The organism is Kosakonia sp. SMBL-WEM22 (genome assembly GCF_014490785.1).
GTDB lineage: Bacteria > Pseudomonadota > Gammaproteobacteria > Enterobacterales > Enterobacteriaceae > Kosakonia.
Genome location: NZ_CP051488.1, coordinates 382,428 through 396,279, shown reverse-complemented (window position 1 = coordinate 396,279; position 13,852 = coordinate 382,428). Strand labels below are relative to the sequence as shown.

Sequence of the window (13,852 nt, the reverse complement as noted above, 5' to 3'; positions counted from 1 at the left end):
AAACCCGGAGGGCAGCGCCGTCCGGGTTTGAGTTAGTTACTCGTCAATCTTCGGATGCTGCTGCACCAGGCGGGAGCGTTTCTCCTGCAGCTGGGCAATCTCTTCATCCAGATCTTCGATTTTCTGTTCGATATTGTCGTGATGCTCCTTCAGGATCTCACGCGCTTCCTGCATATCCGACGCTGCCGGGGTTGCCCCTTTCAGCGGCAGGTTCGCCGTCTCTTTCATCGTCAGGCCGGTAATCAGGCCAACCACCGCAATCACCATCAGGTAGTACGCTGGCATCATCAGATTATTCGAGGACTCCACCAGCCAGGCGGTCAGCGTTGGCGTCAGGCCCGCAATCAGAATGGAGATGTTAAAGGCGCTGGCGAGCGCGCTATAACGGATATGCGTCGGGAACATCGCCGGCAGCGTGGAAGCCATCACGCCGGTGAAGCAGTTAAGGATCACCGCCAGCAGCAGCAGGCCAGCGAAAATCATGCCGGTTACATCGCTGTTGATCATGCTAAACGCCGGAATCGCCAGCGCCAGCAGCGCGATACTGCCGATCAGCACAAACGGACGGCGACCGAAGCGGTCACTCAGCAGGCCCATCACCGGCTGCACAAACAGCATACCGATCATAATGGCGATGATAATCAGCACCCCATGATCTTCCGAGTAGTGCAGGTTATGCGACAGGTAGCTCGGCATATAGGTCAGCAGCATGTAGTAGGTGACGTTGGTGGAGATCACCAGACCAATACAGGTCAGCAGGCTGCGCCAGTGTTTGCTGGCAATCTCTTTAAAGGAGACGCGCGGCCCTTCCTGCAACCCTTCGCGGTCGCCCTGCTCGAGCTTATCGACATGCTGCTGGAACGCCGGAGTCTCTTCCAGCGCATGACGCAGGTAGAGGCCAATCAGGCCCAGCGGCAGTGCCAGGAAGAACGGAATACGCCAGCCCCAGTCGAGGAAGTTCTGCTCGCCGACAATCGTCGACAGCAACACCACCACGCCCGCGCCGAGGACAAACCCGGCGATGGAGCCGAAGTCCAGCCAGCTGCCCATAAAGCCGCGTTTACGGTCCGGGGAGTACTCGGCAACGAAGATCGACGCACCGGTGTACTCACCGCCGACCGAGAAGCCCTGCGCCATCTTACATAACAGCAGCAGAATCGGCGCCCAGATACCGATCGACTCATACGAGGGTATAAGCCCGATAGCAAAGGTACTGACGGACATGATCACTATCGTGATCGCGAGGATTTTTTGGCGTCCATATTTATCCCCCAGCATGCCGAAGAAGAGGCCGCCGAGTGGACGAATCAGGAACGGAACGGAGAAGGTCCCGAGCGCGGCTATCATCTGCACGCTGGGGTCTGCATCGGGGAAGAACACTTTGCCAAGTGCGTAGGCCACAAAGCCATAAACACCGAAATCGAACCACTCCATCGCGTTACCTAACGACGCGGCGGTGATGGCTTTACGCAGTTTCGCGTCGTCAATAATCGTGACGTCGCGAAGCGTTATCGGTTTGATTTTTTTCCTTTTTAACATCTCTGTTTTCCTCTTAAGACTCTCGCCCTGTATCGCCCGTTTACCCATCCATGGCAGGCGTTTTTTATTGGCCTTACGGCCATTCTTTCAAGCGTAGCAGGTTTACTTACACTAACTGTTCAAAGCCTGTACAACCGAACCTGTTGACGCCTGTTGGGCAGTGAATGAGCGAATTACACTATCAGGGTTTATAAATGTGATCAAATTCACATAGTTGTAACCGGTAATCATCAACCACCGTTTTTACCTCACTTTTTGCCTCCCTTCAAAAAAGAACGATCTGCTATTGCTCCACCCTTTTACAATTCGTTTACATCGAAAATAAATAAAGAAACATCGATAAATGTTTACGTGAATTATGTGATCGATGTAACTAAAACACCGTTTCATTCTTATTGAATAGATATTCCAATCGCCTCATGATAGCCCCACTAATAGCAGCGTTAAGGGCTAACTCATCGGTGTCGATGAGACCACTCAGGCCGCTCCGCCGCCGCCCATCGTCAATACGCTGGCTTCTGAATGCTTTAAATCTTTGAAACATCGAATGATTCATTTTTTAGCTTCCTCGTTCATCTGAATGACGAGTCGTGAGGATTGTGTATGAAAATTAAGGCCACGATTGAACGTATTCCTGGCGGGATGATGCTAGTCCCGCTCCTGCTGGGCGCCATTCTTAATACCCTGGCGCCCGATACCGGTGCCTATTTTGGCTCCTTTACTAAAGGCATGATTAGCGGAACGGTGCCGATTCTGGCGGTGTGGTTTTTCTGTATTGGCGCCTCGATTGACCTGCGCGCGACCGGAACGGTGCTGCGCAAATCGGGCACGCTGGTGCTGACAAAAATTGCCGTCGCCTGGTTGGTGGCGATGATTGCCGCTTCATTTATTCCCGATACCGGCATTCAGACCGGCTTTTTCGCCGGGCTGTCGGTGCTGGCGATTGTCTCGGCAATGGATATGACCAACGGCGGTCTGTACGCCAGCCTGATGAACCAATACGGCAGTAAAGAGGAGTCCGGGGCATTTGTCTTGATGTCGCTGGAGTCCGGCCCGCTGATGACCATGGTGATCCTCGGCTCCGCTGGCCTCGCCTCGTTTGAACCGCACCACTTTGTTGGCGCGGTGCTGCCATTTTTGATCGGCTTTGCCCTCGGCAACCTCGACCACGATCTGCGCGCCTTCTTCAGTAAAGCGACGCCGGTACTGATCCCCTTCTTCGGTTTCGCGCTGGGTAATACCATCAACCTGAAAGTGATTATGGAGACCGGTCTGCTGGGGATTTTCCTTGGCGTAGCGGTAATTATCATCACCGGTATTCCGCTGATTATGGCGGACCGTCTAATTGGCGGCGGGAATGGTACCGCGGGCGTGGCGGCCTCTTCCGCAGCGGGTGCGGCGGTGGCCAACCCGGTGATCATCGCCCAGATTAACCCGGCCTTTGAACCGGTTGCCGCATCAGCGACCGCGCTGGTCGCCGCGAGCGTAATTGTCACCGCGATTTTGGTGCCGATTATCACCGCGCTCTATGCACGACGCTTTGGCAATGTGCCGACGCCGGAAGAGATGGCGTCGCGCACTGAGCCGGCGAGCCACTAGACGTCGTCGAAGATCTCATCAACCATCGCCGTCGCCAGACGGGCTGCCGAGCAGAGTCTCGGCATCCCCAGCGCGACGGGCTGCCAGCTCTGCGTCACCGACCAGCAAATTGGGTGACGCTCTGCATCACACCAGTCTCCCAGCCAGCCCAGCAGATCTTTATACTCCATTACGCCAGGCGTCGACGGCGCGGCCAGCCATTGATGGTAGAAGTGGCGCGTCCCCTGCGACGCATTGATACCCTGCGCCAGAAACTCTGCCGCCATCACCCGCAGGTTATCTTTCAGCATTGTCGCCACATCCTCATTCGCCAGCCGGCAGGCATCGCCAAACGCACCCCAGCGCAGCTCCTCCAGTGCGACATAGCAGCGTCCGGCCATCGACCAGCTGTTGTAGCTTCCCGCCCGCCAGTGGGTAAAAACTTGTTCACTATGATGCCCCGCCTGCACCGCCAGCCCGCGCTGCGTCAGCGCCTTCTGTTTAAACGCCGCGCGCTGGCTAAAGTGCTCCAGCAACACGTTGTACTGCTGCTGCGCGCCGGGCGTGACGCTGCCGGGACGCCGCTCGGCGTGCTGCATCGCCTTCAGCCGCTGCGTAATACGCGTCAGTGCCAGATAACCGGGATCGAGCATGCTCGCCAGTTTTTCTGCCAGCCCGAGCCGCAGAGCGTCGTTCTCTTCAAGCTTGCCGGAGATCGCCCACGGGCGCAGCTGCGTCTGGGCCATAATCTCCTGCGCCAGCCGCTCACGGAAAATCTGCTGCTGTGGCGCAATCGTCGTCTGACGCGACGCGTCGATGCCCTGCACCAGATCGACAATAAATTTTGGATGAATAGACTCCAGCACCCGGCCAGGGCCGTCGAGCAATCGATTTTTCATGGTTGCTCCGCCGCGAAGAGCGTCTGGATATCGTCACGCAACAGCCGCGCGTCCTCACCGATCCAGTGCGCCGTCCTGATACAGTGCAGCAAATGGCGACGCAGCGCGCTGACCGAGGATTCATTCTGCTGGCGGATTGCCATGCTCTCGCGCAGGCTCTCCTGCAAACCGGAAAGGCTTTGGGAGAACTCAGCAAAAAAGGTTGCCATCCCGGCGGTAACGGAGACATCCACCTGCGCGCTTAACGCTTTGCGGATCTGCTCGCAGAAGTGCGCCACATGGGCAGTCAGTTTCTTATGCAGTGTGCCGAGATCGATCACATACCGGGTGCGTGTCGCCACATAGTCGTCCCAGCCCCAGTTGGGGTTATTGAGCCAGCGCGAGACTGTTTCGCGTACGCCGCCAATGCGGCTGGCCTGCGCGGCGCTGGTCTCTTCCGGCGCGATAACATTGTTAAACAGCGCGCGGGCATTGAAGTTGAGTGTACTCGGCTGAAAGGCGGGAAAAGAGATGCGGGCGCGAAAACCAGCATGGCTCAGCTCCGCTTTAATACGCGTTTCGATCGGGCGCATGGCGTCGTTCAATGAGCGCGTCAGCGTGTTTTCCAGCTCATCAAAGCGCTGTGCCAGTTCACGGCTGATGCGCTCTTGCGCCGCCAGCAGAATCGTCTCGCAGGCGGAGCGCATTTTGCTCAGAGCAATCTGCGCCTGGCCTTCATCCTCCAGCACCAGCTGGCCGGGGCTTAAGCGCTCATCAAGGCGTAAATCGGCCTGGCTCTCGCTGGCCATCGCCATCAGCTGGCCATCATGGAACCAGGCATCGATCGCTTCGACAATTTCAAACTGCTGGCCGTTGATAAAAATCTCTGCCGCCGCCAGCGCCTCTTCCACTTCATGATCGACTTCATCACGCACCCGCGCCTGGCTGCTGCGCAGCAGCGTCATATCCTCCTCCAGCCGGGCGATGTTGTGCTCAAGCTGCTCATAGGCGACGGTCAAACCCTGATAGCGGAAATCGAGATACTCACGCGCGCTCTGGGTGTAGTTGAGGAGCTTATGGGAGGCGGATCGCAACGCATAGAGAGAAGCGTTGGCGTGAGCCGCGTGCAACAAGTTGCGGATCGGCAATTCAAACAGCGAATCCTGCCATAGCAGATCGGCGGCGTGACGAATGTGTTCAGTATCATCCAGATCTGCCATGCGCCAGCGGCGGCCAAGTGCCGCTTCGGCAAAGTCCTGCACCCACGGCTGCTCATTCGGATCGGGCAGACGCCCCTTTTTCTGCAACTCGTGGCGGGCGCGGTTCGCCAGGTAGCCCCACATCGATGAGACCGGGAAGATCTGCGTCGGCGTGATATTGCCCTTCATTAACGTGCCGGAGATAAGTGCGCGAACCTGGTGCTCATCGTCGCTGTTGCGATCTTTTTGATCGAACTTATTCACCAGCGCGTAGAGCGGAACCGAGCGGCCAACGGCCGAAATTGCCTGGCGCACCTCCTCATCAGAGATCGATTTCAGCTGGGTATAATCCATTACCGCCAGCACCGCCGAGGCGCGCGCCAGCTGCTCGCTGAGCATCTTCTGTAAATGGGGCTGCCCGGCTTCGTTCGGCCCAGGCGTGTCGAGCAGGGTGAGTTGACCAAGGTTGCTCTCAAGTCCCGCCAGGTGAACAAACTCCACTTCGATGACCGGAATATGCTCAATTGCCGCGTAGGCCGCAAAGGGAAAATCGACGCCCAGCGCTTTCGACAGACGAACAAGATCATTGAGGCTTTTCAGGCAGTGGAAGATCGGCTGTGCGCCGAGATAGTGCTTATCGAACGCATCGCCCTGCGCAATGCGCGCCAGCAGCGAATCCATATCGCGATCGATCTCAATCTTCTGCGCCAGCTTGCCGCGATCGTAATTGAACAGCCGCGTCTGTAACTGCTGCGCAAGAGCATCGATCGGGCCGACATGGGAGAAATGAAGCACGGGCTCTTTCTGGCCGGGCGTATGGCGGATCAGCGTCGGTAGCGCCGTCATCGGGCGATTGCGGTTCGGCAACACTTCCGTGCCGACAATCGCGTTAATGGTGGTCGACTTACCCGCTTTCATGGTTCCGACAATCGCCAGCACCATCTCCAGCCGGGTAATTTTACGCAGTTCGTTCTGTAAGGTCGCTTCTTGCGCCTCAACGCCGCGGGCGCTGAAGTGGAGGGGCAACACATTATTATTTTGCATCTCGTTGCTGATATTTATCTCATCAAGCGCGGCAGATGGCATTTTTTTCAGGGCCAGCAGATTATGCAAAGAGAGTTGTAACAGTCGTTCTGCTTCCTGACTTAATTCAAAAATTGTTTGTGTGTGCATGTCAAAAGTCTTTCCTTAACGCAAATTTTCTTTGTTTTATTTAGCCGTGAAGTTTTATTAGTGAAGTTTCGGCTTTTATAATTACGTGTAGAAAATATCTTCGAAAAGATAAGCACCTGATGGCAATCGGGAAAATAAAAACTTTCCCGTAAAAAAGAACAACAATAGTACTCTGGTCTTTAAAAACCAAAGCGTTAGAGCTTAGCGCATTTTTATGAATAGCCAGGATATATCATCATAGATTTACCCACCCGTTGTGAGAGGTAATTATTGGCCGGGAATGGCGCATTTAACAGGTATGACAGCCTGGTTACAAATAACACCGGATGCTAACTGCCACCATATCTGAATTAGTAAATGCTGGCAATTTCATCCGGCAAATAATCTAATTATTACACCTAAGTAGATTCTCAATGATGTGGTGGGATAAGCATCGCTTAAGGGAATGCCAGAGGCTGCCATGAGCGTTGTCTTTTTATAACTGGGATAAAAAAATAATAACAACGGCAATTGTACGGTTTTGCTGTATAATCGCGCCCTTTCAGGCACTGCGCCTTTTGTGCCGGTTACATCCGGCTCTCTCTGCTCTTGTTTGAGGTAACCCTATGCAACTTCCCCACTGCCCTAAATGTAATTCCGAATACACCTATGAAGATAATGGCATGTTCGTTTGCCCGGAATGCGCCCACGAGTGGAACGATGCCGAACCCGCGTCGGCGAGCGATGAATTAATCGTCAAAGACGCAAATGGTAATCTGTTAGCCGACGGCGACAGCGTTACCGTAATTAAGGACTTGAAAGTAAAAGGCAGCTCTTCAATGTTGAAGATCGGCACCAAAGTGAAGAATATTCGCCTGGTGGAGGGCGACCATAATATCGATTGCAAAATCGATGGCTTCGGGCCAATGAAACTGAAATCGGAATTCGTTAAAAAGAATTGATGATTCGCTGGCGGAGTTTACCGCCGGGTCACCGCCGAAGCAGGGAGCCGATTGCGGCTCCTTTTTCTTTTTCATCCCAGCGCAATCAATACATAACCCAACTGCAACATTCCCCCGGCACCATAGAGCCACATTAACTGAGTCTGCGGGGGAATGATGACTAGCCACTTATCCAGACATCCGACCAGCTTCCCAACACGTTACCAGGAGATTGCCGCCAAACTGGAGCAGGAGCTGCGCACCCACTATCACTGCGGCGACTGGCTGCCCGCTGAACAGCAGCTGGCCGCGCGCTTCCAGGTGAACCGCCACACTCTGCGTCGCGCCATCGATCAACTGGTCGAAAAGGGCTGGGTGCAGCGCCGACAGGGCGTTGGCGTGTTGGTATTAATGCGTCCATTCGACTACCCGCTTAATGCACAGGCGCGTTTTAGCCAGAACCTGCTCGATCAGGGGAGCCACCCGACCAGCGAACGCCTGCTGGCGGTGTTGCGTCCGGCCTCTGGTCATGTTGCCGATGCGCTCGGCATTACCGAGGGCGATAACGTCATACATCTGCGCACCCGTCGCCGGGTGAACGGCGTCGCACTGTGTCTTATCGATCACTACTTTGCCGACCGCCAGCTCTGGCCGCTGCTGCAACAGTTTGACAGCGGGTCGCTGCATGACTTTCTGCGCGATCGCGCCGGCCTTGAGCTGAAGCGCACGCAAACGCGCATCAGCGCCCGCCGCGCGCAGGTGAAAGAGAGCCGCTGGCTGGAGATCCCCAACATGGCGCCGCTACTCTGCTTGCGCACCCTTAACCACCGTGACGGTGAGATCAACGCAACGGAGTACTCCGTCAGCCTGAATCGCGCCGACATGATCGAATTTACTATGGAGCACTGAATGCAGGTTGATACCCCTACGCGCCACACCGGCCGGGTCGAGGCCTCTGTTGTGGTGCGCGGAGAGAATGCATGACACTACAACCCGCCTTCGCGTCGGCGGTTCACGACGCACAGCACGCCTTTCGTCGCCTGTTAAAAGCGATGAGCGAGCCGGGGGTGATTGTCGCCCTTCCGCAGCTGAAACAGAGCTGGCCGCCCCTTAATCTGGCGACCACCAACGTCCTGCTAACGCTGGCGAACAGCGACACGCCGCTGTGGATCGCAAACGCGCTGGATAACGATCTGCTGCGCCAGAACCTGCGCTTGCATACCCAGGCACCGCTGCTGGATAGCCCGCAACAGGCGCTCTTCGCCATCGCCGACAGCACCCTCAATCATCAGCAGCTCAGCGCCTTGCCGGTGGATCAGCCACTAAACGCCGAGAGCAGCGCGACGCTGATTTTACAGCTACCCGCGCTCAGCGGCGGGCGGATGTTACGCCTTACCGGCCCCGGCATTCAGGAGGAGCGGATGATCGCCCCGCTGCTGCCGGAGTGCATCACCGATGAGTTAACCGACCGTCCGCACTCCTTCCCGAGCGGAATCGATGTGATCCTCACCTGCGGCGAACGCATGTTGGCGATCCCGCGCACCATCCTGGTGGAAGTGTGTTGATGGGGTGAGAATGTGCTTAGATCGGGCGTGAGAGGCGGCACAACTTATCCTAACGCATATCAGATATGCCCTTGATCAAGAGATGAAGAAAAACCCGCTGCCGACGGTGCCTGAAGCGGGTTATGATGGCCTGCGGATTGTGCTGGATTAGAGCGACCATTGTGGCTATATTGCGTCCCGCAACGCCCGGTAATGCCGGGGTGGAAAGCAGCCAGTATGTGGTCGTTTGTAGGATGAAGCGGACAGACTCGCACCAGAGGGTTGCCAGAAAATAACGCAACCGGGTCTTAATACCCGCGTATGACACGACGTAGTGCGCTCAGCGCGGCTTGATGAGTATCGACTTGCATGAATGTGCTTTTTATTTGTAGCCGGAACCAATGGCGCAGCCCCACCGCTGAACAGCTGTTTCGTCGCTACCCTGGGCTCAATGCCCGCTCCGCCGGTACGCAACGCCAGGCAAAAAAGAGCGTTTCGCCCGCTATTCTCTCCTGGGCTGATGTCATCTGCGTGATGGAGGAGGCGCATAAAGAGCAGCTACTGGGCGACTTTACCCGTCTGGTGCAGCATAAACCGGTACATGTCCTCAATATCCCCAACCACTACACCTTTATGGACCCGCAGCTGGTCGCCATGCTGGAAGATATTGTTCCCGAACGGCTAGGGCTGCGCGTCCCTGCATAACGCTAAAAATTACCCCGCCGGGTGGAGAAACTGCACACGCGGCGCGGGTGAGATCAGCGGCGCGTGCTTATTCACATACTCCGTCAGTAACTCCGCCATCGGCACATCGTAACGATCGCGGATGGCGATATCGCGAATGCCAAAATCACTCACCTGCTCATTACACGCCACGCGATAGATTTTATCCCGCGCCAGCGGCTGACCGTTGACCTCAATGGAGGTCATGCGATCACCCGCAGGTCGGGTGAAATCGACGCTGAAACGCAGACCGCTGACATGAGCATAAGCGCCGGAAATAATGTTCTGCTGCGCATAGTTGTGCTCAATGAACGCTTTGATCTGCTCACCGCTCATCTCCCGCGTCACCAATGGCAGGCGAAACGGCAGCGCATTCAGCACCTCGCCATAGGTTACCGGGCCGGCCGGAATGCTGTCGCGCAGGAATGCGCCGACGGTAAAGGCGATATCAGCTTTGGCATATTCCCTTTCCGCATCCGCCAGCAGGCTGCCGAGGTTGGTCTGCCCGGAGCGCACCCGCTCACGCTGGCCGTTAAGGGTAAAGGGGAGCGCCATCACCACTTTATTAAGCACCTCTGCGCTCGCCGCCCGGGCCTGCTCAATACAGGATTCGGTTTCGCTATCCGCTTTCAGCGCCGTTAAGCTCGCAACATCCAGCAGCTTTTCACTCCACGCGACGATCTTTTTATCTTTAACGCTAAGAGTCAGATGGCCGAGATAGTCTCCATACTGTCCGGCGTTCACCATTACCGTGTTGCCCATCTGCTTACCGGCCTGCACGGCAATATGGTCGTGACCATCCACCAGCACATCGATCTCCGGCACCGCTTCCACCAGCTTCGTGATATTCACCTCCGGGTCGGTTTTTCCGAGATGCGCCAACACAATGATCAGATCGCTCTTTCCCTTCACCTGCGCTACAGTGTTGCGCACCGCCTGAATCGGATCGCTGACGGAAAAACCGGCCAGTTTGTTGTCGGTGGTCGCCACCATCGCATTGAGCGGCGACACGCCAATGATGGCGATTTTCAGCCCTGCTACCTTTTTCATCACATAGGGACGAAAGGCGAGCTTGTCGTGATGGTAAATATTGGCCGAAACAAACGGAAAGCGGGCTTTGTCCCGCAGCGAGAGCAGCTCCGGCCCGCCGAAAATAAAATCCGCATTGCCGGGCGTAAAGGCGTCATAACCCATGGTGTTCATGGTACGGACGTTACTCTCGCCCTGCGTCAGATCGGTCACCGGCATGCCGCTTACCGCATCGCCAACGTCCACAAACAGCACATTGTCGTCCTGTTCGCGCAGATTTTTTACATAAGCGCTCATTTTGCCGTAGCCGATACCCGAATCGCTCATCCCGCGCCCGTGCGTATCCCCGGTGTGGATCAGCGTCACTTTTGCCTCCTGCGCCTGCGGTGAGCTGATACTCATCAGCAGTAGAAACGCGATAACCCCTTTTTTCATTGTTACGTCCTTTTCCATTTTTATGACCGACAAAAACAAAAAAACCTGAAACTCAGCGCAGAGGTTAATCACCAGTGCGTGGGTTTCAGGTTTAGCCGTGAGGGAGTCACTATCCTTACGGCGATAATCTATCGGTCAGCAGGCGTCCCGGCAAGCCAGCTTTTTATCACCCTGTGAGCGCCGTCACCTCATACCGCAATGCGTTGCAGCGCCTGCGCCAGCTGCGCACGCGTAAAGGGCTTACGTAACAGTTCGACCTCCGGCAGCGCCGGGTTGTGGGCAGGGCGCAGATCCTGGCCGCTGATCAGCAGCATCGGCAAGTTTGGCGCGTGCTGGCGAGCGGCGGCAATCACCTCCGCACCGCTTAAGCGCCCAGGCAGCATTAAGTCGCTGATCAGCGCGCCAATCTCCGTGGAAGCGGCGAGCATCTGCAACGCCGCGTCACCGTTTTCCGCCTCCAGCGTCAGGTAGCCCAGCTCGTGAAGCTGCTCACACAGGGTCTGGCGCACGTCGGCTTCATCCTCCAGCACCAGGATCAGCGTATCGCTGCGCGCATGGCGCGCATCGCTGGCCGGTTCAGCACTGCTCACCGCCGGAAGAGTGGCGCGCGGCAGCTGTAAACGCACCGTGGTGCCCTGCCCCGGGTTGCTTTCAATCTCTACCCGCCCACCGGACTGGCGCACAAAGCCGTAAACCATCGACAAGCCCAGCCCGCTGCCGCTGCCGGTCTGTTTGGTGGTGAAGAAGGGTTCAAACACCCGCGCTTTCACCTCCTGCGACATGCCGCAGCCGCTGTCGATCACCTCCAGCGCCACCATATCCTGCCTGCGCCCGTCGGTGCGGGTGACGCGCTGGTTCCAGGTGCGCACTTTAATCACGCCCGTTTGCCCCTCCATCGCATCGCGGGCGTTCATCACCAGGTTGATGATGGCGTTCTCCAGTTGCCCGACGTCAATCCATGCCGGCCAGGCGGCATGTTGCGCTTCAATTTCAAGGGTCAGCGTTGAGGGGAGCGAGTGGCGCAGCAGCTCATCAAGATTCTCCAGCAGCGCCTGCATCTCTACCGCGTGCGGATGGAGCGACTGCTTACGAGAGAAGGCCAGCAGCCGCTGGGTGAGCAGCGCCCCGCGCTCGGCGGCTTTCAGCGCGCGCGAGATGCGCGCTGCGTCCGGCGAGTCAGTGGAGGCCAACTCCAGGCTGCCGATAATCACCGCCAGCAGGTTATTAAAATCGTGCGCCAGCCCGCCGGTAAGCTGGCCGACCGCTTTCATCTTCTGGCTGTGCAGCAGCGCTTCCTCCAGCCCTTTACGCTCGGTACGATCCAGCACCACGTTAACCATCCCGCGCCCCGGCACCGGGCTGAAGCGCAGCTCAAGGGTGCGGTTATCCGCCAGCCGCAGCTCCTGGGTTAACGGCAGCGGGCGCGCCAGGTTCTCCTGCACATGACCCGGAAGATCGCTCACCTGGCGCAGCAGGCTGTGGTAGTGCTGCCCGCGCCGCAGTGGCTCCTCGCCCAGGCCCAAAAGCAGCGGGTATTGCGGGTTCCACACCACCAGGCAGCCCTGGTTATCAAACAACGCAAAGCCGTCGCGCATGGCATGGAAGGTGGTCTCCAGCTGCGTGCTCTTCTCTTTTAAAAGCGTAGAGGTGTGCTCCAGCGAAGCGGTGTTGCGGGCAAAGACGTTAAAGGCGCGCGCCAGCTCGCCCAGCTCATCGCGCCGTTGCAGCGCAGGCACTGAAACATTGGACTCCCCGCGCGCCAGCCGCGTCATAGCACGCGAAATGGCGGTCAGGTTGGAGCCCAGATTGCGGTAAATATACCAGCCGGCACAGGCGGTGATTGCCAGCGCCAGCAGCGCAAACAGGCTGATAAAGATGCTGATGGAGCGCATCTCCTGGTGGCTCTGTGCGGTACGCCGTTCGGAGGCCTGCGCCACGTGTGCCACATACTGATTGATATCGTTATTGAGCAGCGCGCCCAGCGCTTTGATATGAAACATCGACCAGGTGATCGCCAGATCGCTCTCCTCCAGCTGGCCCGCGAGCGGCATCAGTTTGTTCAGCTCGGCCTGAAAATCGGGCAGGATAAAATCGAGCAGCGGATCGCCCGCCCGCGCCGGAAGCTGGCCGACAATCTCTGCCAGCTGCGCCAGCGTGGCGCGCGGCGACGGCGTCTGGATGGCGGCGATAAGCAGCCTGTCCATTTCAGTGAGCAGGCGCGGATCGGGAGTGTTCAACCCGTCACGCGCAGCGATGGTCTGTAAATGGCGTAAATAGCTCTGATTCTGGTAGAGGGAGCTGAGCAGCGCGTTGCGCTCAAGGTGGCGGCGCTGCCCTCGTTCGAGCATCTCTGTGACGCTCTGCTGCAATGCCTGGCTGCGGCGAGTGATCTGCGCCACCAGCTGCGGTTCGAGCCGCGCCAGCGGCGCGTTTGCCAGCTGTGTGAGCGAGCGTTGCAGCGCGCTTTGTGTCGCTTTCAGGCGCTCCGCCTCCCCTTTATACTCCTGCGCGCCAACCACCTGCGAAAGCCGCACCGCAGCGGTGGCGACGCTTGCGGTATCGCGCGCGAGGTTCATGCTGGCGGTCATATCATCCAGCGTCTGCTGCTGCACCTGCTCCTGTAACTGGCTGGCATGGCGAAAGCCGAGCACCGCCACGGCGCAGACCATTAACGTCACCGCCACCACCAGCACATTAAAAAAGAGCAGTCGCCCGCGGGCGCTGGTGAAAAAGGGGTTGGCGCGATACGGCATAGCGGCTCCGGGAGAGGTCAGAACAGTGGCGTGTCGCCACTATGACAAATATGAACAGCTTCTGACATTCTCCATTTACCA

General features: G+C 57.2%; 10 protein-coding genes. 5 read left to right on the top strand and 5 right to left on the bottom strand.

Annotated elements, in window-relative coordinates; all coding sequences use genetic code 11:
- Positions 1-36: 36 nt before the first annotated feature.
- Positions 37-1,539 (bottom strand): glycine betaine/L-proline transporter ProP, encoded by a 1,503-nt coding sequence (gene proP, locus HF650_RS01935; protein ID WP_187800954.1) that lies wholly within the window; start codon positions 1,537-1,539, stop codon positions 37-39.
- Between the two features lie 603 nt (positions 1,540-2,142).
- On the opposite strand from proP, the gene kdgT reads away from it, so the two are divergent.
- Positions 2,143-3,138, top strand: a complete 996-nt coding sequence (gene kdgT, locus HF650_RS01930) for a 2-keto-3-deoxygluconate transporter (RefSeq protein ID WP_187800953.1) — start codon at positions 2,143-2,145, stop codon at positions 3,136-3,138.
- On the opposite strand, the gene HF650_RS01925 is transcribed toward kdgT, so the two are convergent.
- Together HF650_RS01925 and crfC are read right to left on the bottom strand one after the other, a co-directional pair.
- Complete coding sequence (locus HF650_RS01925) at positions 3,135-4,016, bottom strand: diguanylate cyclase regulator RdcB family protein (protein WP_187800952.1); 882 nt, start codon at positions 4,014-4,016, stop codon at positions 3,135-3,137. The two genes, kdgT and HF650_RS01925, sit on opposite strands and share 4 nt — an antisense overlap.
- A complete protein-coding gene (crfC, locus tag HF650_RS01920) occupies positions 4,013-6,367 on the bottom strand; it encodes a clamp-binding protein CrfC (protein WP_187800951.1) in 2,355 nt (784 codons plus the stop codon). Before crfC ends, HF650_RS01925 begins: the two co-directional genes overlap by 4 nt.
- A 605-nt stretch (positions 6,368-6,972) precedes the next feature.
- Here crfC and HF650_RS01915 point away from each other — a divergent pair.
- The 4 genes from HF650_RS01915 to HF650_RS01900 all read left to right on the top strand — a co-directional run bounded on the left by HF650_RS01915 (position 6,973) and on the right by HF650_RS01900 (position 9,536).
- The gene (locus tag HF650_RS01915; RefSeq protein WP_187800950.1) at positions 6,973-7,308 is read left to right on the top strand and encodes a zinc ribbon domain-containing protein YjdM; all 336 of its coding nucleotides are present in this window, start codon (positions 6,973-6,975) and stop codon (positions 7,306-7,308) included.
- A 156-nt stretch (positions 7,309-7,464) separates the two neighbouring features.
- On the top strand, positions 7,465-8,196 hold the full coding sequence (gene phnF / locus HF650_RS01910; RefSeq protein ID WP_187802582.1) for a phosphonate metabolism transcriptional regulator PhnF: 732 nt from the start codon (positions 7,465-7,467) through the stop codon (positions 8,194-8,196).
- A gap of 71 nt (positions 8,197-8,267) precedes the next feature.
- Entirely contained in the window at positions 8,268-8,852 is a 585-nt protein-coding gene (phnH, locus tag HF650_RS01905) for a phosphonate C-P lyase system protein PhnH (RefSeq protein WP_187800949.1), read from the top strand.
- Between the two features lie 348 nt (positions 8,853-9,200).
- A complete protein-coding gene (locus HF650_RS01900; protein ID WP_187800948.1) occupies positions 9,201-9,536 on the top strand; it encodes a phosphotyrosine protein phosphatase in 336 nt (111 codons plus the stop codon).
- 9 nt (positions 9,537-9,545) lie between these two features.
- Here the strand turns inward: HF650_RS01900 and HF650_RS01895 are convergent, their stop codons facing one another.
- Both HF650_RS01895 and HF650_RS01890 read right to left on the bottom strand, forming a co-directional pair.
- Positions 9,546-11,018, bottom strand: coding sequence for a bifunctional UDP-sugar hydrolase/5'-nucleotidase (locus HF650_RS01895; RefSeq protein ID WP_187800947.1), 1,473 nt, complete (start codon positions 11,016-11,018; stop codon positions 9,546-9,548).
- A 188-nt stretch (positions 11,019-11,206) separates the two neighbouring features.
- On the bottom strand, positions 11,207-13,771 hold the full coding sequence (locus HF650_RS01890) for an ATP-binding protein (protein ID WP_187800946.1): 2,565 nt from the start codon (positions 13,769-13,771) through the stop codon (positions 11,207-11,209).
- Positions 13,772-13,852 lie beyond the last annotated feature (81 nt).

Excerpts from the sequence above, each read along its gene's own strand:
- proP (WP_187800954.1), bottom strand. The coding sequence starts at position 1,539 with ATGTTAAAAAGGAAAAAAATCAAACCGATAACGCTTCGCGACGTCACG.
- kdgT (WP_187800953.1), top strand. The coding sequence starts at position 2,143 with ATGAAAATTAAGGCCACGATTGAACGTATTCCTGGCGGGATGATGCTA.
- HF650_RS01925 (WP_187800952.1), bottom strand. The coding sequence starts at position 4,016 with ATGAAAAATCGATTGCTCGACGGCCCTGGCCGGGTGCTGGAGTCTATT.
- crfC (WP_187800951.1), bottom strand. The coding sequence starts at position 6,367 with ATGCACACACAAACAATTTTTGAATTAAGTCAGGAAGCAGAACGACTG.
- HF650_RS01915 (WP_187800950.1), top strand. The coding sequence starts at position 6,973 with ATGCAACTTCCCCACTGCCCTAAATGTAATTCCGAATACACCTATGAA.
- phnF (WP_187802582.1), top strand. The coding sequence starts at position 7,465 with ATGACTAGCCACTTATCCAGACATCCGACCAGCTTCCCAACACGTTAC.
- phnH (WP_187800949.1), top strand. The coding sequence starts at position 8,268 with ATGACACTACAACCCGCCTTCGCGTCGGCGGTTCACGACGCACAGCAC.
- HF650_RS01900 (WP_187800948.1), top strand. The coding sequence starts at position 9,201 with ATGAATGTGCTTTTTATTTGTAGCCGGAACCAATGGCGCAGCCCCACC.
- HF650_RS01895 (WP_187800947.1), bottom strand. The coding sequence starts at position 11,018 with ATGAAAAAAGGGGTTATCGCGTTTCTACTGCTGATGAGTATCAGCTCA.
- HF650_RS01890 (WP_187800946.1), bottom strand. The coding sequence starts at position 13,771 with ATGCCGTATCGCGCCAACCCCTTTTTCACCAGCGCCCGCGGGCGACTG.